This is a genomic window from Pseudomonas synxantha BG33R, from assembly GCF_000263715.2.
GTDB lineage: Bacteria > Pseudomonadota > Gammaproteobacteria > Pseudomonadales > Pseudomonadaceae > Aquipseudomonas > Aquipseudomonas synxantha_A.
Genome location: NZ_CM001514.1, coordinates 4,797,084 through 4,820,576 on the forward strand (window position 1 = coordinate 4,797,084; position 23,493 = coordinate 4,820,576).

Here is a 23,493-nt window from a genome sequence, read left to right on the forward strand (position 1 = left end):
CGTTGAAACCGCGACGAAAAAATCCAGATGATGAGCGGTATAAACAACTGTACAAAAACACAGTATAGTTGCGCCTCCCCCGTCGAACCTGGAGAACCCCCATGTCCTCTCTGGCAATGAGCTCTTTCGTAGAACAGCAGATCGTGCTGCACCAATTCACCGCCAAACACTGCGCACAGGCTCGCGTTATGCTGGGCTGGAGCCGCGAACATCTGGCTCGCCAGGCGGGCGTGGCGGTAGAGGCGATTCAACAATTGGAGGCCCACGGCGAAGTCGACGATGAAACCCGCTTGATCCTGGCGTTTTGCCTGGAGGCGCAAGGGCTGGTGTTCTTCCCGGGGTTTGCGCCGGGGTGGGGCATGAGTGTACGCCGGTTTGACACCGTAACCGCCGAGCCCACAGCACCAGGCCTCATTTCTCGGTTGATGGGTTCAACAACGGCGTCAGTTGATTCACCAACTCCTCAACCGAATGGTGCGTAGCGTCCAGCCGGATCACCGGGCAGCTCAACGGCTTCAACCAGGTTTCATGCCGACGCAGGCTACGTAGGCTGTGATTGCCAGTATCGTAGCGTGCGGCCCAGGTGAGAAAGGCGACGCTGTTTTGATGGCGGCTGCCACCTTCCAGGATCTGCTCCCCGTAGCGCTGCGCTTCTCGCAGACGCAGGCGTTGCAGGCGCACTTGCGGTTCCACGCGCAGGAACACCACATGGGTGAATAGCGGGATCATCGCGTCGCCCCAGCCGCAGAGTGACCCCGACAATACCCAGCCTTGATGGCCGGCGGTGTGTTCCTGCAGCAGGTGGAGGCGTTCGTCCCGGGGCCGGGAGATGGAAAAGGGTTCGAGGGTTTGCTGCCAGTAATAGAAATCGGAGTCGAAACAGGCAATATTCAGGTGCTCGGCCAATACCTTGCCCAAGGTAGTGCAACCGGTGCCCGCTGCGCCGAGGATATGAATTCTGTATGCCATGGCGTCCCTCCATGGCATTGAGTGTAAACCGTGAAGTTTCAGGCCGGCAGGTTCAGTGCCCGACACTCCTTTTGCGACGCAAAATGACCTGACCGATCAAAGCCCAGGCTTGGTTGCCGTTTGTGCGGCCTGCTCATATCCGTGGGCCACCGCCAACAACGTGGGCTCGCTCCAACGGGTGCCGAAGAAGTGGGCCGCCGTGGGTAAACCGTCTTCGTTCGTGCCGGAGGGCACGGTGATACCTGGGTAGCCGGCCGCTGCTACGCCGAAGTAACTGTTGGTATCAAAATCCGACACTATGGCGTCCAGTTTGTAACTCTTGATCGGCTCATCCACGCTGCTGCGAAAATCCTCGATCAGTTTTTCCCACGCCGTTTCGCGCTGTTCTGGCGCCAGTGTGGAGGCATTGATCTGCTTGAGCAGGGGCTGATGATCGGTATCCGTGCCGTCACGGTCTTCGTTGAACTTGATCAGCTCAGCCAGTGACTTGACTGGCAATCCCGTGCGCTTGGCCAAATAGCCATTCAACTCTTCCTTTACATCCGATAACAACAGTTCTTCATAGCGTGACTCATCTGCCATACGCAGGTTAATCGGCACTAAAACCGCCCCTTGTGCCTCAAGCACCTCCAGTGCTTTGCTGAATTGCGCACTATTTTCCACAGCCTGAACTTCACCGTTTGCAGAAAACGTCGCGGGATATCCAATACGCTTGCCCTTCAACGCACCAGGTACCAATAGCTGCGTGTAATCAACCCCTTCGGGAGCGCCCACGCTCGCCGGATCGTGAGGGTCGCGGCCAGACATGGCGTTGAGCATCAGCGCCGCATCGAACACCGACCGTGCCATCGGGCCCGGTGTGTCCTGGTGCTGGCTAGCCGGGATAATGCCATTGCGGTCCAACAAACCGACGCTCGGCTTGAGCCCAACCACACCATTGAATGCCGCGGGCACGATGATCGAGCCGTTGGTTTCGGCCCCCACCGCCAAGGGTGCCAACCCTGCGGCGACGGCTGCGGCCGAGCCGGAACTGGAACCACCCACCTGCGCGTCCGGATGATGTGGGTTGCGAGTCTGACCACCGCGGGTGCTCCAGCCATCGGGAGCGCCGCGAAAACCGGCCAGCTCCGTCATGTTGGTTTTACCGAGAATCACGGCGCCCTGGCTGATCAGGTATTCAACTAATGGAGCGTTTTTACCCGCCGACTCCCCTACCAGAGCAAAGGCACCTGCGCTGGTTTGCATGCCCGCGGTTTCAATGGTGTCTTTGAGCAAGACAGGTATTCCGTGCAGTGGTCCGCGCACTTTGCCATTGGCCCGTTCCTGGTCCAGCGCGCGGGCGCTTTCAAGCGCTTGCGGGTTGAGTTCAATAACAGAACTCAGTTGCGGATCCAGCGTGCGAATGCGCTCCTGCAAATAATTGACCAGCCCTTGCGAGGTGATGCCCCCCGGTCGCGACATCTGCTCAGCCAGTTCGCGCACACTGGCATATTCCGTCCCGGCGGGGATCGGTTTTGAAATCGCTGGCGACGATTGAACAGGTAAAGTGTTATGCGAGTAGTTAACAAAAAAACTTACACCAGAGCCAATACCAAACATGAAACATCTCCTGCGAGAGTAAGAAATGGCGAAGGATCCTCGTTGATCCAGGCGCCAGTCTAAAAACTCTCCTCCCGCCAAGGAGCGCGACATAGTTAGTTCATCCCGTGGGATTGTTCAGCACCTCCTGTACTCCCACAAGACGTCGAGCACTGCGGTACCCCAGTACGAGTGCCGTAAGCGAATCCTTCGACCACCGCGCACCGTAGAACCACAACACTGCACCATCCTCAAGCGGTTCGTTAAGCCTTGGGTAGCCACTCCAGCATGCGTCGTGGAAGGCGGCGTTCTGGCTATCGGCCACCAGAGCGTCCAGTTGGTACGCGTGCACAAGCTCATCGATTTCATTGCCGCCAGGGCGCGGGTCATCGGCGTGGCGCGCAGGCACCGGCACCAAGTTGGTTCCGGCCCGGCACAGAACATCCAACGCGCGCAAGAATGTCACCCCGTGTTCGATCGGTGTTTGATCATGCCCCCACCGCTGGGCGAACCCCACGCGCCTGCCGCTCAACGTCGAGGCAGCGCTGAAAGTGCTGTTGTTCTGTACCAGCGGCACCTCGACCATCACCGGCCCTGAGGGCTCCAGGCCGCTCAAGGCAATCAACGACAAAGAGGGATCGCGCGTAGGTTTCAGGGGAAGAGCCGGTGCGTTATAGCCGGGGATTGGTATGCTGGTGGCCGAAGCAGGATCGGCACCAAAAGCGATGCTGCGTGAGTTTGCAGGGCCAGCAGCAGGATGGATACTCGCAGCGGGCTCCTCAAGCCCAGGCGCCAGTTGCTTGGCTGGGCACGCCATGCCGACTCGCCAATACTTACTACATTTACTTTCCATCGGAACTACCCCGAAAATAGATTCTCGGAGATCATCGCACCCTTGACTGGCGCCTGTCGCAGCCTTGAAACAGCTTGAAAAATCCTTTTTCCGCGGCCGTTGCTGTCAGCTGGCGAGGCGCTCCTGCGTACCCTCAGTCTCCACCTCCAACCACCACGCATGGCCGCGCTCGGGCTGGTTCAAGCGAAACGCCTGCCCCATCGCCGGGGTGGTGATCGATACATTGCGCTCCCAGGCCAGGGCCATGATGCGGTCGAAGGGTTCGTGCCAGGCATGGAATGCCAGATCGAAGGTGCCGTTGTGAATCGGCAACAACCAGCGCCCTTTGAGATCGATATGCGCCTGCAAGGTTTGCTCCGGTTGCATGTGCACATGGGGCCAATCGACGTTGTAGGCGCCGGTCTCCATCAAAGTCAGGTCAAACGGGCCGTACTGCTCGCCAATGCGCTTGAAACCATCGAAATAGCCAGTGTCGCCACTGAAGAAGATGCGCCGCGCATCGTCGATCATCACCCAGGAACACCACAGGGTCTGGTTGCTATCAAACAGGCCACGCCCGGAGAAGTGCTGTGCCGGGGTGGCGATAAAACGGATGCCATCGACCTCCGTGCCCTGCCACCAATCCAGCTGACGGACTTTATTGGCGTCGACCCCCCATTTGACCAACGTATCGCCCACGCCCAGGGGTGCCAAAAAGTAGCGTGTCTTGTCAGCCAGTTGCACCACAGCCTCGCGATCAAGATGGTCGTAATGGTTGTGGGAAAGAATCACCGCCTCCAGCGGTGGCAACGCTTCAAGGCTGATAGGTGGGGCGTGGAAACGCTTGGGGCCTGCCCAACTGAACGGTGACGCGCGCTCGGCGAATACCGGGTCGGTGACCCAGAATTTACCACGCATCTTCAGCAGTACCGTCGAATGCCCAAGGCGGAACACCGTGTGGTCGGGTGCCGCCAACAACTGCTCGCGGGTCAATGGCTGCACCGGAATCGGTCCCACTGGCCGCGTAGTGCGTGGTTTGTTGAACAACATGTTCCAGAAAATGCGCAAGGTTTTGCCAAAACCGCCGTGTTGTACCGGGGCGTCATTGGTGAAGTGCCCCTGGTCCTGCCCGGCAGGCTGGAGCGCTGCAGGCGCAGGGTCGACACGGGTTGAAATCGTGGCCATTACCGAGTGACTCCTACAGTACGAAGAAGAATTACACTGCACAGTGTAGTTTCTAGATTGCAACAAAATCCGGAGCAAGTAAACTTCTGAGTGTAATTTCCTGATTGAGTCGAATGCCATCCATGACTGCCCCCAAGCGCCTCACCGAGCGTAAACGCGACGCCATCGTGGCGGCGGCGATTGCCGAATTTCGCGAGAACGGTTTCGAGGTCACCAGCATGGACAGAGTTGCCGCCACCGCCGGCGTTTCCAAGCGCACGGTGTACAACCACTTTCCCAGCAAGGAAGAGCTGTTCGCCGAGATCCTGAGCCAACTGTGGGCCAGTAGCGTTGCCCAACTGGACGTGAACTACGCCAGCGACCAGCCGCTGCGCGATCAACTGCGCAAGTTGCTGGAAGCAAAAATGAAGATGATGTCGGACGCCAACTTCCTCGACCTGGCGCGCGTGGCCATTGCTGCCACCATCCATTCGCCCGAACGTGCGCAAGATATGGTCAATCGCCTCAGCGCACGGGAAGAAGGTTTTACCCAATGGGTGCGCGCCGCCCAGGAAGACGGCCGCCTCAACTGTACCGATCCAGCTTTCGCGGCTCACCAGATCCAGAGCCTGCTCAAGGCCTTTGCCTTCTGGCCGCAAATCACGCTCGGCCAGCCCACCCTCGATGTGGCCGCCCAGGCCAACGTCATCGAATCTGCAATCGACCTGTTCCTCGCCGGCTACGAAGTGCGCACCCCACCCCTGTATTAGGACCTGTTGCCGGGGCGACATTAAAGGTCGCTTTTGGCGCATTCACCCGCTGTTTTGCGCAAATGGCCTGAAAGGACACTGATTATTCCTACGGGAATAATCGACAATATTGGCCGCTATTATCCGATCATCGACGCCGACCGTTGACGCACGCTGTCGCATCTGCAAAAAACAGCTGACCCAGGACACTATGGAAAACAGACGAGGCAAAGGGCTTTCATTTGCCAGACGTATCTACAAGCCAAGGATCATCGGCCTGGGTATCGGTAGCATCAGCGTAATCGGCGCGTTGTATCCCTTGTCAATGCCAGGCTGGGTATGGGCGTTGTTGTTGTTCAATGGCCTTGCCTGGCCGCACGTGGCTTATCTGATCTCGACCCATTCGCCGTTTCCCTATCAGGCCGAACGGCGCAATCTGCTGTATGACTCATTGTCGGGCGGTTTCTGGGCAGCGGCCACCCAGTTTTCGCCACTGACGGCCGTCACCATTCTGTCGATGATGGCCATGAATAACGTCGCTGCCGGTGGCACACACTTGCTCCTGCATGGGCTGCTCGCACAAGCCGCCGGCATCGCGATAGCCTGGAGCCTGTTCGGGGTCAAGTTCGATTCCAGCGTCAGCCTTTCCGAGGTCTACACCTGCTTGCCGATGCTGACGCTCTACCCGATGGCCATCGGCATGGTCTGTTATCAGTTGGCAATCAAACTGTCGCAACATAAACGCGCCCTCAGCGCCCTGAGCCGTATCGACAGCCTGACCGGCCTACTCAACCATGGCTCATGGAAAGACCTGCTGAACCTCAAGTTCCATAAGTGTCAACAGCAACAAAGCCAGGCGACCATTGCCCTGATCGATATCGACCACTTCAAGCGCATCAACGATATGCACGGCCATACCGTCGGGGATGCGGTACTGCGCCAGTTGAGCCAGGAATTACGCCAGCACCTGCGCGAAGAAGACCTCGCCGGCCGCTACGGAGGTGACGAGTTCTGTGTGATCCTTCCGAAAATGCCCTTGCAAGATGCTGCAGGACTCATGGAACAGATACGCGAAAAATTCAGTAACTACCGCACTGCGCAGATCCCGAATTACGCGTGAGCCTGAGCATCGGCCTGGCGGATTTTCAACCGGCCTTCAAGGATGCGGTCATGTGGCTCAACGCTGCGGATCGCGCGCTGTACGCTGCCAAGAACAGCGGCCGCAACCGCGTCAGGACCAGCGATCGAAGATCGCCTGTTCAGCCGCAGTTGTCTGATAACACCTCGTCCGAATCTTCGTCGGCGAGCCTGCCGCAATAGCATAATGCCGCCATTGGTCGGCTACCCGAAAATGCCCCTGCTCAAGCAGCGAACTTCTGGACCGGCCGATCACTCTGAACCCCTTGTTCCACCCCCTCTGTCAGCATCAGGAAGCTGGCAATGAGCAAGTCAACCGTAAGGCCTGGGGCCCTACGGGGTCAGGCGCAAATACATGGATACCGCATATGCTTGCATGCCCGAGCCCTCTAACATGCTATTTAACACCCACAAGAAAACCATCAGCACCCTGCAACACAGCATTGCCCAACAGGCCAGCCTGCTGGATGCCATCGAGCGCTCCATGGCCGTCATCGAATTCGACCTGCAAGGCACTGTGCTGCGGGCCAATGAGAACTTCTTCAAGACCATGGGTTACCGCGCAGAACAGGTCCTGGGCCAGTCCCACCGGATGTTCTGCACCCCGGCGTTCACCCGCAGCGCCGAGTACAACCAACTGTGGACGCAGCTGCGCAACGGCCAATTTCAGTCAGGCACCTTTGAGCGGGTGGGTGCCAACGGTGATTCGGTGTGGCTGGAAGCCAGCTACAACCCGGTACGCGATGAAGCCGGTCACGTGACCAAAGTGGTGAAGTACGCCATGGATGTCACCCCACGCCTGCAAGCTGAAAGTGAAGCCAACGCCAAGCTGCAAGCCATCGACCGCGCCATGGCGATGATCGAGTTCAACCTCGATGGCACCATTATCACAGCCAACGCAAACTTCCTGCAGCGCATGGGGTACAGCCTGGCGCAGATCCAGGGCAAGCATCACCGCCTGTTCTGCACACCCGAACTGGCCAACAGTGCAGCCTACAGCGAGTTCTGGAAACGCTTGAACCAGGGCGAGCTGTTCAATGGCCAGTTCGAGCGGGTGGATAAAAACGGCCAGGTGGTGTGGCTGGAAGCCAACTACAACCCGGTGTACGACGCCAGCGGGCGCCTGTGCAAAGTGGTGAAGTTCGCCTCCGATGTTACCGCCCGGGTACAACAACATGCCACCGAGGCACAGAGCGCGGCCCAGGCTTATCACCTGTCATTGAGCACCCAGGAGATGGCCGAAAAAGGCGCCGAGGTGATCCAGAAAACCGCCACCGGTATGCGCGAAATTGCTCGGGATATCGACACATCCTCGCAACTGATCGCCAAGCTCGGCGAGCGCTCGCAGCAGATCACCGCCATCGTCAACACCATTCGCGGCATCGCCGACCAGACCAACCTGCTGGCTCTCAACGCCGCCATCGAAGCCGCACGCGCCGGCGAGCAGGGCCGTGGCTTTGCCGTGGTTGCCGATGAAGTGCGGCAGCTGGCGGCGCGCACCAGCGGCTCCACCGCCGAAATTTCCGGCATGATCGCCATGATCCAGGACGAAACCCGCCAAGCCATCGACAGCATGGACGCCACCCGCGACCGTGCCGCCCACGGCGTAGAACTGGCCAACCAGGCGGGCACAGTGATCCTGCAGATTCGCGAAGGCACCGGCGAAGCGGTCCAGGCGGTGAGCGCGTTCGCCAACGACCGGGGCAATCGCTGACCGGTTCTTCATGTCGGTGGCTGGTGGGCTCGGTCTATAGTGTTGGTTGTCTTTACGCTAAGCACTCGAGCCCGCCATGACCCCAGACAAACCCGAATCCGCCCCCACTGACCACTTGCGTTTCCACCGTGGTCACGCGCACCTGGCGCCGACCTTTGGCAACGACACCTTTGCCCTCAAAGCCGAGGCCTTCGCACGCTTTTTTGGTACCCCGACCTTTCTGGGCGCACAAACCGCGATCGTCGTGTTGTGGGTGGTGCTGAATATGACCGGCGTCACCCACTTCGACGTCTACCCGTTCATCCTGCTCAACCTGGCCTTCAGCCTGCAATCGGCTTATGCCGCGCCGCTGATCCTGCTGGCCCAGACGCGCCAGGCTGCGCGGGATAAAGCTCAGTCCGACGCCGACGCACAGCATCGCGAAGCCCTCGCCACCGCCAACACCGAACGCCAGGCCCAGGCGGCCCAGACCACCAAGCAATTGATGGAACTGCTGGAGCAGAATACCCGGCTGACGGAAATGACCAAGCAACTGACCGAGCGCATCGAGACCCTGACGTGCGAAATGCATGCACAGTTTGTGCGTAAAGCCTAATCTCGCAGCCCGCGCACATGCCGCCCCAGTTCATCAAACAGCGTCACCACCGAGCGCAACGCCCGGCAATCAGGCCGCGTCAACAGCCACAGCGCGGTGTCGTACCCTACCAATGCAGGGCTCAGTGCTTGCAAGCCTTCGCCCATTAGAAAATCCGGCAACGCCGCCACACCCAGCCCGGCGCGCACCAGTTCAGTCACCGACTGCATGCTGTTGCAGCAATAACTGGGACGCACGCCTGGCAATTGTTCACGGCGCCAGACTACCGTGGGGTGGTCGGGCAAAAAGTCGTCCGGAGCGATCCAGGCCAGGTTGGCCAGCGCCTGGCCTGCATGCCGATGAGCATAGTCGGCACTGGCATACACTTGGTACGCCACAGTCCCCAGGCAACGTCCGACCAGATGCTCCGGCGGTTTGCTGGTCAGGCGCAGGGCAATATCCGCATCACGACGGCTGAGGTTGGCGAAGTCATTGGACGTGCTCAGTTCCAGGACCAGTGCTGGATAGGCCGGCATGAACTGCGCCAGGGCCGGCAGCAGTAACCCTTGCAACACCGAGTCGGTGCAGGTCAAGCGCACGGTGCCGCTGATCACTTCTCCACCCTGCTCCACACCAATGCGCGCTGCCTCCAATGCGAGTTCTGCGCGTTCGGCCTGTTGCGCCAGGTTGCTCGCCAGGCTGGTGGGCAAGTATCCGGCGCGGCTTTTTTCAAATAAGGTCTGGCCCAGGGCCGACTCCAACCGCCGCACCGCACGGAACACCGTGGACACGTCCACCCGCAGCAACGCTGCCGCCCGCGCCAGGGTGCCGCCACGCACCAGGGCAAGGATCAATGACAGGTCGGGGTAGTCAAGTTGATAGTGCGTGGCTGCATTGAGCATGTGCGTAAATGCCAATATTGATTGCGCAAACGCCAATTTATAGTGGGTATCAGCACACCACAAGCCATGGGACATACACGATGACAGCCCCCGCCCTGCACCTCGCCCTGATCGGCGACTACAATCCTGATGTGATCGCCCACCGGGCTATCCCGCTGGCGCTACAGCGGGCCGCTGCCGCCCTGGGTCTGAGCGCCCAGGTACAATGGCTCGACACCGACACACTCACCTGCACCTCTGCCCTGCACGGTTTTGACGGCTTCTGGTGCGTCCCCGCCAGCCCCTACCGCGACACCGAGGGCGCGCTGCGGGCAATCCGTTTTGCTCGCGAGCAAAGACGCCCTTTTCTCGGCACATGCGGTGGTTTTCAACATGCTGTATTGGAATATGCCCGCAACGTACTGGGTTGGGCCGATGCAGAGCATGGCGAGTTGGCTCCAGACGCTGAACGCGCCGTCATCACGCCACTGAGCTGCTCCCTGGTAGAAGTGAACGACACCGTGCGCCTGGCCCCTTACACCCGTATTGCCCAAGCCTACGCCAGCGTGGATATCCACGAAGGCTATCGATGCCGCTACGGCATCAACCCCACGTTTGCTGGTGCACTGCTTGAAGGCAACCTGATTCCCACCGGCCACGATTCAGCGGGCGATCTGCGCGCCGTGGAGTTGCTCGACCATCCGTTCTTCGTCGCCACCCTGTTCCAGCCTGAACGCGCTGCGCTGAACGGCATCACCCCGCCCTTGGCACTGGCCCTGCTCAAGGCGTGTCGAGGGGCATTGGTATGATCGCCAAGACACCGGCCCTGCCTTATTACGCGGTGATTTTCAGCTCACTGCGTACCGATGGCGACCAGGGTTATGGCGAGGCCGCCTCGCGGATGCTGGCACTGGCGGCGGAACAACCTGGGTTTCTCGGGGTGGAGTCCGCGCGAGAAGATGGGTTGGGGATCACAGTGTCCTACTGGACCAGCGAAGCGGCGATCCTGGCCTGGAAACAGCAGGCCGAGCATCGGCAGGCGCGTGAGCGAGGGCGGGCCACTTGGTACACCGCGTTTCACATGCGGGTATGCAAGGTAGAGCGGGCGTACACCTACCCTCGTTGAAACACTAACCCTCATTTGCCCCTCACCGACCAGAAAAAAGCTGCGGGCTAGCTCACCAAACTGCGCAACGCACTGATCTGCGGGATCTCCACCCGGCGCATATACACCCGCAACGGTTCGGTGATGTTGATGCGGTCATCGATGTTCTGGTCCAGCAGCAACTGTATGCGTTCGCGGCACAGGGTCATGGTGTGGTCGGCGGCCGGTAGCCAGACGAATTCGGCAGTGGGGATGATGCCGTCATCGGCCACGTCCATGCCGAAGGCATCTTCGCTGAAACGCACGATGTACTGGCCGGTCTTGCGATTGAGGCCGACAAAACCCTGGAGTTGGTCGGCGGCCTGGCAGATAAGTTCTGAAGTGATGCGCATGGTAAACCTCACTGAAAAGTCCCATCGGGACTGGAAAGATGGTTTACACGCGTGGCAAAAAATACTGCCCTCTGACGGGGCAGCTATGGCCAAGAATACTGCAATGCAGCACAAAAAAACCGACAAAATTGGCTCGCGCGCACGTTAATGTCGGTTTGGTGATAGCGCCTTTCGCAATCAATTGTTAAAAAGGACACCTTCTCAAAGTTACCTCCACGAAAGGACTTCGCATATGCCTGTCACGTTTACCAAGAGCGCCTTGCTGCTGGCGTTGATGCTCGGCCTTGGCCAGGCACAGGCTGCCGACCCGGTCAGCCCGGCTGAATTGGCGACAAACGAAGGCATACCCTACCCTGCCGTGATCGCTCACCGTGGCGCCTCCTACGACGCACCTGAATCCACCGCCGCCGCCTACAAGGTGGCACGCGACCTGGGGGCCGACTACCTGGAACTGGACCTGCAACGCAGCAAGGACGGCGTGCTGTTTGCCCTGCACGACAACAACCTGCAGCGCACCACCGACGTGGCCACCAAGTTCCCCGAGCGCAAAGACGCGCCTGCCAACGAGTTCACCTGGAAAGAACTGCAAACCCTCGACGCCGGCAGCTGGTTCAACGCCGCCTACCCGGACCGCGCGCGCCCAGGCTTCGTTGGCCTGAAGATCCTGAGCCTGGACGACATCATCAAGATCGCCGAAGGCAACCCCTCGCACAAACCCGGCCTGTACATCGAAACCAAGGAGCCCAAGCAGTTCCCGGGGATCGAAGCCGACCTGAAAAACAAGCTGCTGGACAAGGGCTGGCTGAGTTCCGCCGGCTCCAAGCTGGGCAAAAGCAACACCGGCGTCGGCCAAGGCCGTGGCCGCGTGGTGCTGCAAACCTTTGAAGTTGCAAGCCTGCAAGAGTTGCAGAAAGAAATGCCCAACACCCCGAAGATCCTGCTGTTGTGGGTCGGCGAAGGCAGCATCGAACCCAAATCCAAAGTCACCTTCGCCGAATCCGGTGAACCGACCAAGGCCGCCTACTACGCCAAGCAAGAACCGAAGGACGCCGCCGAATTTGAAAAATGGGTCGACCAGGCCAAAAGCCTTGGCGCCATCGGCACCGGCCCGTCGGCTGAGCTGACCGACCACGGCGACCAGAGCTACACCGATCTGGTGAAACCTGAAATGAACAAGCTGACCCACGACAAGGGCCTGTTGGTGCATGTATACACCGTGGATGAGCCGGTGGATTTCGAGAAAGTCATGAAGGCCGGCGTCGATGGCATCTTCACCAACCGTGCCGCCGAGCTGCTGAAGTTCTACAAACGCTGGCCGTCTTCCAGCGTTCAGGACCTGCTCAACGACCATAAGTACTAAGGGCGTTGGTGTCAGTGAGCCATTAAGGATGAGTTAAGTTGCGCCGGTTAATCTGGCGCCACTTAAACAGCTCAACCCAAGAAGGACACACACCATGAAAACCTTGACCGCTTTGTTCGCCGCCACTGCCTTGACCCTGACTGCCGGCCTGGCGCAGGCGGATGTTCGTCCAGACCAGATTCCTAGCCTGCTCAAGTCTGGCGCCGTGATGCCTTTCGACAAACTCAACGCTGCCGCATTGGACAAGCACGCGGGCGCCACTATCAATGACACCGAGTTGGACCACAACAATAGCGGCGTCCTGGTCTACGAAGTTGAACTGACCGACACTGCCGGCAAGCAATTCGAAGTGAAGCTCGACGCCAAAACTGGCGCAGTGCTCGCAGACAAGCTCGACACTTGAGTCGAATCTCCCAAAAAACGCGCCACCTTCGGGTGGCGCGTTTTTTTATGCGCGACACCCAACCGTCACATAACCGTCATCCCACCTTGCAATGATTCGCGCCTGAGTGCCTATGAAACGTCCTACAGGCCCTTTCCCTGCGAGCCGCCATGAACCACAGCATCGACCACGCCCATCAGGACCCCGACCTGTTTGGCCTGCTTTACGGTTTCCGCTTTCGCCCCGGCGAAAAAGGCCAGCAAATTGACTCAGCCACCGCCCTCGCCGCCTTGCAGCAACCACAAGATCCGGAAGAGTTTCTGTGGCTGCACTTGAACCTCGCCCACGCTGCGTGCGAGCGCTGGATGCAGGCGCATTTGTCGCTGCCGGAAGAGTTTTTTGAAGCTTTGCATGAGGGCTCACGCTCTACACGCATCGAGCATGTGGACTCGGCCTTGTTGGCGGTGGTCAACGATGTGGTGTTCAACTTCAGCAGCATGGTGTCGTCGGATATTTCCACGCTGTGGGTGTGCGCGCGCAGCCGCTTGCTGATCAGTGCGCGCCTGCAACCACTGCATTCGGTAGACAAATTGCGCTCGTCGGTAAAAGCCGGTGAACACTTTCGCTCGCCTCTGGAACTGCTGGTGCATTTACTGCGCGACCAAGGCGAAGTGCTGACCCAGATCGTGCGCAAGACCAGTATCAGCGTCGACCATATCGAAGATCAGTTGCTGTCCTCACGCCTGTCTACCAACCGCGCCGAACTGGGCGCTGCACGCCGCGTATTGGTGCGCCTGCAACGCCTGCTGGCGCTGGAGCCAGGCTCGTTGTTACGCCTGCTCAACCGTCCGCCGCACTGGCTGCAAAAGGAAGACGTGAAGGAGTTGCGCAAATCCACCGAGGAGTTTGCGTTGATCATCAACGACCTGACGGCCCTGGGCGAACGTATCAAGCTGCTCCAGGAAGAGATCGCCGCCAACCTCAATGAGCAAAGCAACCGTACGCTGTTCACCCTCACGGTGGTGACGGTGCTGGCGTTGCCGATCAATATCATCGCCGGCTTTTTTGGGATGAATGTGGGGGGGGTGCCGCTGTCCCAAGACCCGGAAGGTTTCTGGATATTGGTGGCGCTGGTCGCGACTTTTACCTTGATTGCCGGGCGTTGGGCCTTTCGCAAACGCAAAGACTATTGACTTAAAAGTTTGCGCAACCGCCCTAAAACAGCAGGTTTTAATTAAATTTCGACGCCCAAAGCAGCACCACACTGGAAGACAAGTAAACTACCTGAGTTAAAATACAGAAGAGCACCAACCTAAGTTGGCGCCCTTCAAAACCTGAAAATGCCCGCAGCATAATGAATCACTCACACAACTATGCCGAAGCACAAACTACCGACATTTCGATCTTCTGCCGCATGTACGTTACTCACTTCAACATTCACCTCAGCCTCAATTACCTTACACGCCGTCATTGAGAACCCTGAGCGTTTCTGAATACTCCGTACCATTGACAGTGGTCACCAAGTATTCGATTGTTTGCCAACAGCAACGTAGCGCATAGGGCGGAATATCAATTGAAACAGGGGCAGAATCCCCTGGCTCTACCCAAGCCTCTTGGGCTGGTTTTCCATCAACAATAACCGAGACAGTAATAAACCCAAAAGGCGGGACTATTGTAATTGGAGGAACAATAACCTCCAACGTATCAAAATGCCCTAATTGGATGGTGACACCGTGCGGATTGGGGGAGCTTTGAGGAATTTCAATTTTCGGAAGACTGGGAAAACTCATCGCATTCACCTTTTAAGTATTAAAAAATTAGACCTGCACCTCGATTAAACTATGCCTTCTGACATTCATCTACTGTCAAAACTAACAGGTACAGACGAGTATCATGAGGTCATGAAAGTAACATTACTAACGAAACCGGACATCAGACCTCAAAGCACTGCAAGGCAAGCCCTTCGAGATGTATTGACCTTGATGATGGAATGCTGGACGTTTAGAAAGCGCAAAGATAACTGACCAGCGGCACGCTCGATCTTATAAACACTGACCTGTGACAGCCCCCTTGTAACATTCTGCAACGACTATGAATGACATCCTCCTTACCCTGGATGCTCCGGCATGGCCACCCCTTCCCTGACTGCCTCTACCCACGCTTCATCCGCTGGCCCCAAACCCCGTCTGGACACAAAACCTGGCCTGTTGACGGTAATCATCTTCTTCACAGTACTCGCCATGGGCCTGCTGTTCACCGCCTACAGCCTGATGCACGACATGCACGAAATGGGCGCCCAGCTCACCACCTGGACGCCATTCCTGTTGCTCGGCGTGGCGTTGTTGATCGCCCTGGGGTTTGAATTCGTCAACGGCTTCCATGACACCGCCAACGCAGTGGCGACGGTGATCTACACCAACTCGCTACCACCGCATTTTGCGGTGGTGTGGTCGGGCTTCTTCAACTTCCTAGGCGTGTTGCTGTCCAGCGGTGCGGTGGCGTTCGGCATCATTGCCCTGCTGCCGGTGGAGCTGATTTTGCAGGTGGGCTCCTCCGCCGGTTTCGCTATGATCTTCGCCTTGCTGATCGCCGCGATCCTGTGGAACCTGGGCACCTGGTGGCTGGGGTTGCCGGCCTCGTCGTCCCATACCCTGATCGGCTCGATCATTGGCGTAGGCGTAGCCAATGCCCTGATGCACGGACGTGACGGCACCAGCGGTGTGGATTGGAGCCAGGCGATCAAGATCGGTTATGCCTTGTTGCTGTCGCCGCTGATTGGCTTTGCATTTGCCGCCTTGCTGTTGCTGGCGCTGCGCGCTTTTGTCAAAAACCGTGCACTGTACAAGGCGCCAAAAGGCGACACGCCGCCGCCCTGGTGGATTCGCGGGATGCTGATTGTTACTTGCACCGGCGTGTCGTTCGCCCACGGTTCCAACGATGGGCAAAAGGGCATGGGCCTGATCATGCTGATCCTGGTGGGCACCTTGCCGATGGCCTACGCGCTGAACCGCACCATGCCTGCCGATCAGTCGCTGCAATTTGCCGCCGTCGCTGAAGTGACCCAGGCTGCCTTGGTCAAAGCAGCGCCGCAGCCGGCACCGGGCGATTCACGTGCAACCTTGTCGACCTACGTTCGCACCAAAGAGGCCACGCCGGAACTGGTGCCCGCACTCGCCGCCATCACCGGCCATATCGGCGAAGAAGTGAAAAGCTATGGTTCCCTCGCCGCCGTACCGGCCGAAGCCGTCGGCAACGTGCGTAACGACATGTACCTGACCAGCGAAACCATTCGCCTGATGGACAAAGACAAGGTCGGCAACTTCGACGCCGACACCCAGGGCAAGCTTCAACTGTTCAAGCAACAGATCGACAACGCCACGCGCTTTATCCCGCTGTGGGTGAAGATCGCCGTGGCCATTGCCCTTGGCCTGGGCACCATGGTCGGCTGGAAGCGCATCGTGGTGACGGTGGGCGAAAAAATCGGCAAGACTCACCTGACTTACGCTCAAGGCGCTTCGGCCGAAACGGTGGCGATGCTGACCATCGGCGCGGCGGATATGTTCGGGCTGCCGGTGTCGACCACCCATGTATTGTCCTCGGGTGTAGCCGGGACCATGGTCGCCAATGGCGGGGGGTTGCAGATGAAGACCATCCGCAATTTGTTGATGGCGTGGGTGTTGACCTTGCCGGCGGCGATATTGCTGTCGGGTAGCCTCTACTGGCTTTTTACCCAATTGTTCTGACACACAGAAAATCAAAATGTGGGAGCAAGCCCCCTCCCACATTCGGTTTTGTGTTTCTTCAGGGTGTGAAGAGTCCGGCCATGGCCTTCAGGCGCTTTTTGTAGACCCGCCGCGCCTCCAGCGCTTGCTCCAATGTCACCGCCACGAACCCCGCTCGCTGATTGGGCTGCATCTGCCCGATCAAGTCCAGGTCGGCGCTGATCACCGTGCCGATCATCGCGTAGCCACCGCCCGACACCGCATCGCGATGCAGCACAATCGGTTCCAACCCCGCCGGTACCTGAATCGAACCAATCGGGTAGCAACTGTCGACGATGTTGGAGGGGTCGGAGCCCGCGCCAAACGGCTGTTCCCGCGGCTGGAAGCTCAATGCGCTGCCGCCCTTGAAGCGATAGCCGATGCGATCAGCCTCGGAGCCCACCGTCCACGGCTCGGCAAAAAAGCTGCTTTTTGCCGCGTCGGTCAAGCGCTCGTAGTACAGCCCCGGCACTACGCGCAACGTGACATCACCGCCCACCGAACGACGCAACGCCATCGGCAAGCTGTTGCCCGCACGCCCCGCACCGCTGGCCGTGCCGATAGGCAACAGATCGCCCTCCTGCAAGCGCCGCCCGTGAAACCCACCGAGAGCACCAAGGGTGTAGGTGGAGCGGCTGCCAAGCACCAACGGCACGTCGATGCCCCCGGCAACGGCGAGGTAAGTCCGCGCGCCGGCCACGGGAAACTCGAAGCGCAGCACCTGCCCGGCACGCACGCTAAAGGCGGTGTCCTGATGCACCACTTCACCGTCCAGGCGCGGCGACATCAAGGCGCCGCTCAGCGCTATAAGCGCGTCTTGCTGGAACTCCAGCTCAGGCCCGATCAGCGTGCATTCCAGGCCAGCCGCGCCCACGGGATTGCCGACTAGATGGTTGGCTACACTCAGCGCGTATTGGTCCAGCGCCCCCGATGGCGGAATGCCCAGGTGGTAATAGCCTTCGCGGCCCAGGTCCTGCACGGAGGTGGCGAGGCCGGGTTTGAGCACCTTGATCATGCCAGCGCCTCCTGCAGGGTTTGCGGATAGCCAATGGGATCGGCGAGAAAGGCATCGAGGGAAAATTCCACCGGGCGAATGCGCAAGTCGAAACGCCCGGCTTCCACTTCGGTGACGGCCAGGTCGTAAGCCTCCCGGCCCATCGGCTTGAACTGCACGATGTCGCCAGGACGGAAGAACACCATGTGCTCCTTGAGGTAGGCCAACTGCTGCTGCGGGTCGTAGATCGGTGCCGGGGTCACGCCGAACATCTGGTAACCGCCGGCACCGCGAACCGAATAGATACACCCAAAGCAGCCGCCATGGCCCAGGGTCAGTTTCGGCGTGTCGGTGCGCGGCCGCAGGTACTTGGGCACCTGCAATTGCCGGTCGCGCTCGACCATCTGGAACATGAACGGCAGCCCCGCGACAAAGCCGACCATCGACACAAACCAGGGTGCGCCACTGTGGGCGGCGATAAACGCGTCCACGTCGGCCAGGCCGTTGATACGGGCGGCGTATTCCAGGTCAGTGCCGCCGGGGTCCTGGTGGCGGTCACGAAAACGCATCAGGGTTTCGTGGGTCCAGGGGTCGTTATAGAGCACCGGGATCTCGATGATGCGCGTGTGCAGCGTGCGCTCGGCCACCGCCTGGGCTTCGGCGCTTTGCACCGCGTCGAGCAGCACGTGAGGCGCGATGCGGTCGGGGTCGAAGCGAATCTGGAAGGATGCATTGGCCAGGCACACATCCAGCACGCCTTCCAGCGCCAGGCGTTCCACGGCGCGGGTCACCGCCATGCCCTTGAAAAAAGCCTCCAGGGACATGCTGTCGCTGACCTCGGCAAACAGGTGTTCATCACCGCCGAAGCTGTAGCGGATGGGGGACGTTTCAGCCATGTCTGTTCCTCTTGGAATCATTGTAGAAAGGCAGGCAAAAAAGTGAGGTAAGGCTCTTATTGGGGGGGCCGGACTTCGATACCGGCCTGATCCAACGCTTCGCGGGTGGCTTGCACCAAGTCCAGGGCGCCAGGGGTATCGCTGTGCAGGCAGATGGAATCGAATTCAATCATCAGGTCTTCGCCTTCTACGGTACGTACCCGCCCGCTCTGACAAGCGCGCAGGACACGGGCCGCAACAGTGGCTGCGTCCAGGGCACGCACATTGCGGGTGAACACGATGGAGCCGCTCAGATCGTACTCACGGTCGGCATAGAACTCGCGCACGACCGGCTGCCCCAGCTCCCTGGCAATGCGCCAGATCACCGAATTGGGCATGCAGTACAACAACAGCGTCGGCTCAATGATTTGCAGGTTTTGCACCAATAGCCGCGCAGCCTCTTCATCGCGGGCCAGGTGCATGTAGAGCGCGCCGTGGGGCTTGATGTGTTGCAAGGTCACGCCTTGGGCACGAGCCATTTCACGCAGCGCGCCAAGCTGGTAGAGCATATCGTCCACCAGCTCCTGGGCCGATGCATGGATATGCCGACGACCGAAGCCCACCAGGTCGCGAAAACCCGGGTGAGCGCCGATGGCCACGCCCAATTGCTTGGCGCGCCCAACAGTGCGGCGCATGGTGCCAGGGTCGCCGGCGTGAAAGCCGGTGGCGATATTGGCCGAGCTGATGTGAGCCATCAGCTCTGCGTCGACGCCGTCGCCGATAGTCCAGGGGCCGAAGCTTTCGCCCATGTCCGAATTGAAATCCACTGCCCGCATCAAGGTTGCTCCGCCATAAGTGATGCCAGGAAAGTAGGCTGGGGCTTGACCCCTTGGGAAGATCTATTATCAGATGACCCATCTTCTGAAAATCAGATACCGACCATGTCCCTTACCTTGCGCCAGGTTCGCTACTTCGTCGCCACCGCTGAAATCGGCCAGATTTCCCAGGCGGCGATTCACCTGAACATTTCCCAGTCGGCGGTGACCACGGCGATCAAGGAGCTGGAAGCCATGCTCGGCGTACAGTTGTTCGTGCGCTCGGCCCAGGGCATGAACCTCACCGACGCCGGTCGGCATTTTCTCAACCGCGCCTATGTGATTGTGCGCAGCGTAGAAGACGCCCTGAACAGCCCGCTGCCGGATTACCGCGCCAGCGGCGTGTTGCGGGTGGCGGCGAGCTACACCGTGCTGGGTTATTTCCTGCCGCACCATTTGCAGCGCATGGAGCATTGGCATCCGGACGTGACCATCGAGGTGTTCGAGCAGGAACGTCAGGCCATCGAACAGGGCCTGCTCGATGGCCAGTTCGACATGGCCGTGGTGCTTACCGCCAACCTCACCCACGCGGATATCGTCTCTGAAATCCTGTTCAACTCCGAACGCCGCCTGTGGCTGCCCAGCCATCACCCATTGTGTGAACGCGGCGCCGTCAGCCTGGCGGACGTGGCGCAAGAGCCCTACATCCTGCTGACCGTCGATGAAGCCGAACACAGTGCCATGCGCTATTGGGAACAGGCCGGGCAAACCCCCAGGGTGCGGCTGCGCACCAGCTCGGTGGAAGCGGTGCGCAGCATGGTTGCCAATGGCAGCGGCGTGGCGATTCTGTCGGACCTGGTGCACCGGCCCTGGTCGCTGGAAGGCAAGCGCATCGAAACCCTGACCGTCACCGACCCGGTCACGCCCATGAGCGTCGGCCTGGCCTGGCACCGCGAGCGCGCGTTTACCCCGGCGATGCAAGCCTTCCGCGATTACTTCCACGATGCGTTCCTGGCGCCGCAGCAGTTGTCGGCGCGCCGTTAAAGGTGGGCTTGCAGGGTGGCGGTCAACCAGTCCATGAACACCCGCACCCGCAGCGGTAAATGCCGCTGGCCGGCGTACAGTAAATACACGTCCAGAGGCGGTGCCTGGTAATCCGGCAGCACGGCTACCAACTCGCCACTGGCCAATAAATCGCGAATCCCGAGTTGGGGCACTTGGGTAATGCCAAAACCTGCCAGGCACGCCGACTGATACGCATCGGTGCTGTTGACGGTCACCCTTCCTGCCATCGGCAACCGTTGCACCTTGTTGCCCACCAGGTACTCGAACCCTGCCGAGCGTGCGCCCAGGGGCCGCACGTAATGCACCAATTGGTGATTCGCCAGGTCAGCCAATGTCGCAGGCATGCCGTAACGGTGCAGATACGCCGGGCTCACGCAGTTGACCATCGGCATGCTGCACACCCGTCGCGCCACCACTGTTTGGTCTGGCTGGGCACCGACGCGCACGACGCAATCAAATCCTTCGGCGATCAGGTCCACCTGGCGGTCCGAGCCGCTGATCTCGATGTCGATCAGGGGATGGCGCGTCATGAACGTGGGCAAATTCGGCACGATCAAACCCCGCGCCATGACATTGGGCATATCCACCCGTATGCGCCCGGCCAGTTGGGTTTCATCCTGGCGAAACAACCCTTCCAGTTCTTCCATATGCGCCAGCAGATCCTTGCTGCGCTCATACAACACACGCCCGTCTTGGGTCGCCTGCACCTTGCGCGTGGTGCGTTGCAACAGCCGTGCGCCGAGCAACTCCTCCAACGCCTGCACATGCTCGGATACCGTAGAGCGTGGCAAACCCAGGCTTTGGCCGGCCTGGGTAAAACTCGATAACTCAGTGACGCGTACGAAGGTGCGCAGCAGCTCAAGCTTGTTCATTGGATTGTTCGCCTTATCCGGCCAGTGATTCCGATATCAGCCTGTTTATCACGTCATGACCGGACAAATACACTCAGTTCCACTAACTATCACTGAGGACTGCACCATGACCCGTAAAATCGCACTCATCACCGGCGCTAGCCGTGGCCTGGGCAAAAGCGCTGCGCTGCACCTGGCTGCGCAAGGCGTAGACATTATCGGCACCTACCACAGCGCCGCAGGCGAGGCCCAAGCCGTAGTTGCCCAAGTGGAGGCATTGGGTGGCCGCGCCGCCATGCTGCAACTGGACGTCAGCCAAAGCGCAAGCTTCGATGGGTTCGTCGGCCAGGTCGGCGCGCTGCTCAAGGATGTTTTCGCTCAGGATCATTTCAACTTTCTGATCAATAACGCAGGCATCGCTGCCCACGCCAGCTTCGCCGAGACCACCGAAGCCCAGTTCGACCAGTTGGTGGCGATCCACGTCAAGGCGCCGTTTTTTCTCACGCAAAAACTGCTGCCGTTGATCAGCGATGGCGGACGCATCATCAACATTTCCAGCGGCCTGGCGCGGTTCAGCCTGCCGGGGTATGCAGCCTATGCGTCGATGAAGGGAGCGGTCGAAGTGCTGTCGCGCTACCAGGCCAAAGAGCTGGGCCCACGCGGTATTACCGTGAACACCCTGGCACCGGGCGCGATTGCCACCGACTTCGGCGGCGGCGCGGTGCGCGACAACAGCGATGTGAATGCCATGGTCGCCAATAACACGGCCCTGGGCCGCGCCGGTTTGCCGGACGACATTGGCGGTGCGATTTCGACATTGCTGGCCGATGGCAGCCATTGGATCACCGGCCAGCGGATCGAGGCGTCGGGCGGGATGTTCCTGTAGGCGCCCACCTACAGGGCTACTGGGGTTTTACCGACGATTTTCTCGCGCAACACGTCATAACCCCAGTGGTACACATAGGTGTACGGCAGGAAGAACAGCAGCACACCAATGTCGAGGATGAACGCCTCCAACAGGCTGATCTTCATCAAGGTCGCAATCAACGGCACTGCCAGCAGGATCAGGCCGCCCTCGAACAGCAGCGCGTGCAGCACCCGGGTCCAGCCACTGTTGGCCAGTTGCAGGTGTGTTTTGAGGCGGTCGAACAGGCTGTTGAAAACCACGTTCCAGCTCAGGGCCAACAGGCTGATGCCCAAGGTCACTGCGCCCATCTCCAGTGCCGGCCTGCCGGTGATCCAAACCAGCAGCGGCGTACAGATCAACAAGGCCAACCCTTCAAAACCCAGGGCTTGGAAAACACGTTCAGTAATCGACTTGGTAGGGTTCATGACCCGGCTCCGTGAATGACGATGGTTGCCATGATCAGGTTTTGTCTCGATACTTCATAACCAATAACCATCGACCAAGGCGATAGTATGGCCTCCCACGAAGTGCTCCAGGCGTTTGTCCAGGCCGCCACCCAAGGCTCGTTTTCCGCCGCTGCGCGCAAGCTGGGCAAAAGCCAGTCGACTGTCAGCGCGGCGGTGGCCAGCCTTGAGATTGACCTGGACGTTGTGCTGTTTGATCGCAGCAGCCGCAAACCCACCTTGACTGCGGCGGGACAGGTACTGCTGCAACGGGCCGAACAGGTGCTGGAGGCCAGCAGTCGCCTGGAGTTGGCCGCCAGTCAGCTATCCCAAGGGTTGGAGCCGAAGTTGAGTATCGCCATGTCCGATACTTACCAATCGGATCGATTCGAAATCGCCCTCACAGCCTTCGAGCAACGCTATCCGGACCTTGAGCTGGAATGCCTGATCGCCGAATGCGAAGACCTGATCGCGCTGGTACAAAGCGGCCGGGCACAGATTGCGTTTATCGAGAAACAAGAGATTTACCCGCCGGATCTGACCTTCTCCTGCGTGGAAGAACGTACGGAAATCGCGCTGTTCGTTTCGCCTGAACACCCGTTGGCTGGCCTGGACAGGGTGCTCCCGCACGTCTTGCAGCAACACCGGGAGCTGCGGCTGGCGAGCATCATCAACCCCAATGAAAGCCGCAGCACTCAGCGTGTGTGGTCGGCACCGAGTTACCTGATGTTGATGGAGATGGCGCAACTGGGTTTTGGCTGGGCACCGATTCCACGCTGGCTGGTGGAACGTTTTGGCGGCAATCAGCTGGTTGAACTCAAGGTTCGCAGCTGGCCGCGCTCGGTGGCGGTGGATGCTCTATGGTCGCGCCAACACCCACCGGGGCCTGCTGGGAGTTGGTTGCTGGGCAAGATGCTCGACTGAGCCCCTCCCATATTTGGATAG

General features: G+C 59.4%; 25 protein-coding genes and 1 pseudogene. 14 read left to right on the top strand and 12 right to left on the bottom strand.

Annotation, left to right across the window (positions count from 1 at the left end):
* Positions 1-101: 101 nt before the first annotated feature.
* Positions 102-482 carry a helix-turn-helix domain-containing protein gene (locus PSEBG33_RS28995; protein WP_032803685.1) on the top strand — a complete coding sequence of 127 codons (381 nt, stop codon included), beginning with the start codon at positions 102-104 and terminating at the stop codon, positions 480-482.
* On the opposite strand, the gene PSEBG33_RS06580 is transcribed toward PSEBG33_RS28995, so the two are convergent.
* From PSEBG33_RS06580 to PSEBG33_RS06570, 4 genes are all read right to left on the bottom strand, one after another.
* Positions 412-969, bottom strand: coding sequence for an AAA family ATPase (locus PSEBG33_RS06580; protein WP_005790655.1), 558 nt, complete (start codon positions 967-969; stop codon positions 412-414). The two genes, PSEBG33_RS28995 and PSEBG33_RS06580, sit on opposite strands and share 71 nt — an antisense overlap.
* A 96-nt stretch (positions 970-1,065) precedes the next feature.
* On the bottom strand, positions 1,066-2,568 hold the full coding sequence (locus PSEBG33_RS06575) for an amidase family protein (RefSeq protein ID WP_005790658.1): 1,503 nt from the start codon (positions 2,566-2,568) through the stop codon (positions 1,066-1,068).
* A gap of 100 nt (positions 2,569-2,668) precedes the next feature.
* On the bottom strand, positions 2,669-3,178 hold the full coding sequence (locus PSEBG33_RS29410; protein WP_232289392.1) for a hypothetical protein: 510 nt from the start codon (positions 3,176-3,178) through the stop codon (positions 2,669-2,671).
* Positions 3,179-3,505: 327 nt separating this feature from the next.
* The gene (locus PSEBG33_RS06570) at positions 3,506-4,564 is read right to left on the bottom strand and encodes an MBL fold metallo-hydrolase (RefSeq protein WP_005790661.1); all 1,059 of its coding nucleotides are present in this window, start codon (positions 4,562-4,564) and stop codon (positions 3,506-3,508) included.
* A 122-nt stretch (positions 4,565-4,686) separates the two neighbouring features.
* Here PSEBG33_RS06570 and PSEBG33_RS06565 point away from each other — a divergent pair, with 122 nt between their 5' ends.
* From PSEBG33_RS06565 to PSEBG33_RS06550, 4 genes and pseudogenes are all read left to right on the top strand, one after another.
* Entirely contained in the window at positions 4,687-5,313 is a 627-nt protein-coding gene (locus tag PSEBG33_RS06565; protein ID WP_005790662.1) for a TetR/AcrR family transcriptional regulator, read from the top strand.
* 190 nt (positions 5,314-5,503) lie between these two features.
* Positions 5,504-6,612: pseudogene (locus PSEBG33_RS28055) on the top strand (diguanylate cyclase).
* A gap of 211 nt (positions 6,613-6,823) precedes the next feature.
* The gene (locus PSEBG33_RS06555) at positions 6,824-8,143 is read left to right on the top strand and encodes a methyl-accepting chemotaxis protein (protein ID WP_005790667.1); all 1,320 of its coding nucleotides are present in this window, start codon (positions 6,824-6,826) and stop codon (positions 8,141-8,143) included.
* Between the two features lie 76 nt (positions 8,144-8,219).
* Positions 8,220-8,738 carry a DUF1003 domain-containing protein gene (locus tag PSEBG33_RS06550; RefSeq protein WP_005790669.1) on the top strand — a complete coding sequence of 173 codons (519 nt, stop codon included), beginning with the start codon at positions 8,220-8,222 and terminating at the stop codon, positions 8,736-8,738.
* On the opposite strand, the gene PSEBG33_RS06545 is transcribed toward PSEBG33_RS06550, so the two are convergent.
* Positions 8,735-9,619 carry a LysR family transcriptional regulator gene (locus PSEBG33_RS06545; protein WP_005790671.1) on the bottom strand — a complete coding sequence of 295 codons (885 nt, stop codon included), beginning with the start codon at positions 9,617-9,619 and terminating at the stop codon, positions 8,735-8,737. The genes PSEBG33_RS06550 and PSEBG33_RS06545 overlap by 4 nt on opposite strands.
* Before the next feature lie 80 nt (positions 9,620-9,699).
* On the opposite strand from PSEBG33_RS06545, the gene PSEBG33_RS06540 reads away from it, so the two are divergent.
* The gene (locus PSEBG33_RS06540; protein WP_005790672.1) at positions 9,700-10,407 is read left to right on the top strand and encodes a CTP synthase; all 708 of its coding nucleotides are present in this window, start codon (positions 9,700-9,702) and stop codon (positions 10,405-10,407) included.
* A complete protein-coding gene (locus PSEBG33_RS06535) occupies positions 10,404-10,724 on the top strand; it encodes an antibiotic biosynthesis monooxygenase family protein (protein ID WP_005790674.1) in 321 nt (106 codons plus the stop codon). Before PSEBG33_RS06540 ends, PSEBG33_RS06535 begins: the two co-directional genes overlap by 4 nt.
* 47 nt (positions 10,725-10,771) lie before the next feature.
* On the opposite strand, the gene PSEBG33_RS06530 is transcribed toward PSEBG33_RS06535, so the two are convergent.
* Positions 10,772-11,095, bottom strand: a complete 324-nt coding sequence (locus PSEBG33_RS06530) for a DUF2025 family protein (RefSeq protein WP_005790675.1) — start codon at positions 11,093-11,095, stop codon at positions 10,772-10,774.
* A 232-nt stretch (positions 11,096-11,327) separates the two neighbouring features.
* Here PSEBG33_RS06530 and PSEBG33_RS06525 point away from each other — a divergent pair, with 232 nt between their 5' ends.
* From PSEBG33_RS06525 to PSEBG33_RS06515, 3 genes are all read left to right on the top strand, one after another.
* The gene (locus PSEBG33_RS06525) at positions 11,328-12,455 is read left to right on the top strand and encodes a glycerophosphodiester phosphodiesterase (RefSeq protein WP_005790676.1); all 1,128 of its coding nucleotides are present in this window, start codon (positions 11,328-11,330) and stop codon (positions 12,453-12,455) included.
* 94 nt (positions 12,456-12,549) lie between these two features.
* Positions 12,550-12,858, top strand: a complete 309-nt coding sequence (locus PSEBG33_RS06520) for a PepSY domain-containing protein (RefSeq protein WP_005790677.1) — start codon at positions 12,550-12,552, stop codon at positions 12,856-12,858.
* 149 nt (positions 12,859-13,007) lie between these two features.
* Positions 13,008-14,030 (top strand): transporter, encoded by a 1,023-nt coding sequence (locus PSEBG33_RS06515; RefSeq protein ID WP_005790679.1) that lies wholly within the window; start codon positions 13,008-13,010, stop codon positions 14,028-14,030.
* Positions 14,031-14,294: 264 nt separating this feature from the next.
* Here the strand turns inward: PSEBG33_RS06515 and PSEBG33_RS29415 are convergent, their stop codons facing one another.
* Positions 14,295-14,627, bottom strand: a complete 333-nt coding sequence (locus PSEBG33_RS29415) for a hypothetical protein (protein WP_157264177.1) — start codon at positions 14,625-14,627, stop codon at positions 14,295-14,297.
* Positions 14,628-14,963: 336 nt separating this feature from the next.
* Here PSEBG33_RS29415 and PSEBG33_RS06510 point away from each other — a divergent pair, with 336 nt between their 5' ends.
* Positions 14,964-16,580 (top strand): inorganic phosphate transporter, encoded by a 1,617-nt coding sequence (locus PSEBG33_RS06510; RefSeq protein WP_005790681.1) that lies wholly within the window; start codon positions 14,964-14,966, stop codon positions 16,578-16,580.
* Between the two features lie 58 nt (positions 16,581-16,638).
* On the opposite strand, the gene PSEBG33_RS06505 is transcribed toward PSEBG33_RS06510, so the two are convergent.
* The 3 genes from PSEBG33_RS06505 to PSEBG33_RS06495 are packed head-to-tail and all read right to left on the bottom strand — an operon-like array spanning position 16,639 to position 19,303.
* Entirely contained in the window at positions 16,639-17,613 is a 975-nt protein-coding gene (locus tag PSEBG33_RS06505) for a biotin-dependent carboxyltransferase family protein (protein ID WP_005790682.1), read from the bottom strand.
* A complete protein-coding gene (locus PSEBG33_RS06500) occupies positions 17,610-18,488 on the bottom strand; it encodes a 5-oxoprolinase subunit B family protein (protein WP_005790684.1) in 879 nt (292 codons plus the stop codon). The genes PSEBG33_RS06505 and PSEBG33_RS06500 overlap by 4 nt, the downstream gene beginning before the upstream one ends.
* Before the next feature lie 56 nt (positions 18,489-18,544).
* The gene (locus tag PSEBG33_RS06495) at positions 18,545-19,303 is read right to left on the bottom strand and encodes a 5-oxoprolinase subunit PxpA (RefSeq protein ID WP_005790685.1); all 759 of its coding nucleotides are present in this window, start codon (positions 19,301-19,303) and stop codon (positions 18,545-18,547) included.
* A gap of 105 nt (positions 19,304-19,408) precedes the next feature.
* On the opposite strand from PSEBG33_RS06495, the gene PSEBG33_RS06490 reads away from it, so the two are divergent.
* The gene (locus tag PSEBG33_RS06490) at positions 19,409-20,326 is read left to right on the top strand and encodes a LysR family transcriptional regulator (protein ID WP_005790687.1); all 918 of its coding nucleotides are present in this window, start codon (positions 19,409-19,411) and stop codon (positions 20,324-20,326) included.
* Here the strand turns inward: PSEBG33_RS06490 and PSEBG33_RS06485 are convergent.
* Positions 20,323-21,219: a LysR family transcriptional regulator gene (locus PSEBG33_RS06485; RefSeq protein ID WP_005790688.1), complete on the bottom strand. Its 897-nt coding sequence runs from the start codon at positions 21,217-21,219 to the stop codon at positions 20,323-20,325. The two genes, PSEBG33_RS06490 and PSEBG33_RS06485, sit on opposite strands and share 4 nt — an antisense overlap.
* Before the next feature lie 106 nt (positions 21,220-21,325).
* Between PSEBG33_RS06485 and PSEBG33_RS06480 the strand changes: the two genes are divergently transcribed.
* Positions 21,326-22,084 (top strand): SDR family NAD(P)-dependent oxidoreductase, encoded by a 759-nt coding sequence (locus PSEBG33_RS06480; protein ID WP_005790690.1) that lies wholly within the window; start codon positions 21,326-21,328, stop codon positions 22,082-22,084.
* A gap of 8 nt (positions 22,085-22,092) precedes the next feature.
* Here PSEBG33_RS06480 and PSEBG33_RS06475 read toward each other — a convergent pair whose 3' ends face one another.
* Entirely contained in the window at positions 22,093-22,530 is a 438-nt protein-coding gene (locus PSEBG33_RS06475; protein WP_005790692.1) for a multidrug/biocide efflux PACE transporter, read from the bottom strand.
* Positions 22,531-22,617: 87 nt separating this feature from the next.
* Between PSEBG33_RS06475 and PSEBG33_RS06470 the strand changes: the two genes are divergently transcribed.
* Complete coding sequence (locus PSEBG33_RS06470) at positions 22,618-23,472, top strand: LysR family transcriptional regulator (protein WP_005790694.1); 855 nt, start codon at positions 22,618-22,620, stop codon at positions 23,470-23,472.
* Positions 23,473-23,493: the final 21 nt, after the last annotated feature.

Coding starts and splice junctions, on each gene's coding strand:
- PSEBG33_RS06490 (WP_005790687.1), top strand. CDS start 19,409: ATGTCCCTTACCTTGCGCCAGGTTCGCTACTTCGTCGCCACCGCTGAA.
- PSEBG33_RS06525 (WP_005790676.1), top strand. CDS start 11,328: ATGCCTGTCACGTTTACCAAGAGCGCCTTGCTGCTGGCGTTGATGCTC.
- PSEBG33_RS06550 (WP_005790669.1), top strand. CDS start 8,220: ATGACCCCAGACAAACCCGAATCCGCCCCCACTGACCACTTGCGTTTC.
- PSEBG33_RS06530 (WP_005790675.1), bottom strand. CDS start 11,095: ATGCGCATCACTTCAGAACTTATCTGCCAGGCCGCCGACCAACTCCAG.
- PSEBG33_RS06485 (WP_005790688.1), bottom strand. CDS start 21,219: ATGAACAAGCTTGAGCTGCTGCGCACCTTCGTACGCGTCACTGAGTTA.
- PSEBG33_RS06545 (WP_005790671.1), bottom strand. CDS start 9,619: ATGCTCAATGCAGCCACGCACTATCAACTTGACTACCCCGACCTGTCA.
- PSEBG33_RS06500 (WP_005790684.1), bottom strand. CDS start 18,488: ATGGCTGAAACGTCCCCCATCCGCTACAGCTTCGGCGGTGATGAACAC.
- PSEBG33_RS06570 (WP_005790661.1), bottom strand. CDS start 4,564: ATGGCCACGATTTCAACCCGTGTCGACCCTGCGCCTGCAGCGCTCCAG.
- PSEBG33_RS06480 (WP_005790690.1), top strand. CDS start 21,326: ATGACCCGTAAAATCGCACTCATCACCGGCGCTAGCCGTGGCCTGGGC.
- PSEBG33_RS06555 (WP_005790667.1), top strand. CDS start 6,824: ATGCTATTTAACACCCACAAGAAAACCATCAGCACCCTGCAACACAGC.
- PSEBG33_RS06520 (WP_005790677.1), top strand. CDS start 12,550: ATGAAAACCTTGACCGCTTTGTTCGCCGCCACTGCCTTGACCCTGACT.
- PSEBG33_RS29415 (WP_157264177.1), bottom strand. CDS start 14,627: ATGAGTTTTCCCAGTCTTCCGAAAATTGAAATTCCTCAAAGCTCCCCC.
- PSEBG33_RS28995 (WP_032803685.1), top strand. CDS start 102: ATGTCCTCTCTGGCAATGAGCTCTTTCGTAGAACAGCAGATCGTGCTG.
- PSEBG33_RS06535 (WP_005790674.1), top strand. CDS start 10,404: ATGATCGCCAAGACACCGGCCCTGCCTTATTACGCGGTGATTTTCAGC.
- PSEBG33_RS06540 (WP_005790672.1), top strand. CDS start 9,700: ATGACAGCCCCCGCCCTGCACCTCGCCCTGATCGGCGACTACAATCCT.
- PSEBG33_RS06475 (WP_005790692.1), bottom strand. CDS start 22,530: ATGAACCCTACCAAGTCGATTACTGAACGTGTTTTCCAAGCCCTGGGT.
- PSEBG33_RS06505 (WP_005790682.1), bottom strand. CDS start 17,613: ATGATCAAGGTGCTCAAACCCGGCCTCGCCACCTCCGTGCAGGACCTG.
- PSEBG33_RS06495 (WP_005790685.1), bottom strand. CDS start 19,303: ATGCGGGCAGTGGATTTCAATTCGGACATGGGCGAAAGCTTCGGCCCC.
- PSEBG33_RS06510 (WP_005790681.1), top strand. CDS start 14,964: ATGGCCACCCCTTCCCTGACTGCCTCTACCCACGCTTCATCCGCTGGC.
- PSEBG33_RS06515 (WP_005790679.1), top strand. CDS start 13,008: ATGAACCACAGCATCGACCACGCCCATCAGGACCCCGACCTGTTTGGC.
- PSEBG33_RS06565 (WP_005790662.1), top strand. CDS start 4,687: ATGACTGCCCCCAAGCGCCTCACCGAGCGTAAACGCGACGCCATCGTG.
- PSEBG33_RS06575 (WP_005790658.1), bottom strand. CDS start 2,568: ATGTTTGGTATTGGCTCTGGTGTAAGTTTTTTTGTTAACTACTCGCAT.
- PSEBG33_RS06470 (WP_005790694.1), top strand. CDS start 22,618: ATGGCCTCCCACGAAGTGCTCCAGGCGTTTGTCCAGGCCGCCACCCAA.
- PSEBG33_RS06580 (WP_005790655.1), bottom strand. CDS start 969: ATGGCATACAGAATTCATATCCTCGGCGCAGCGGGCACCGGTTGCACT.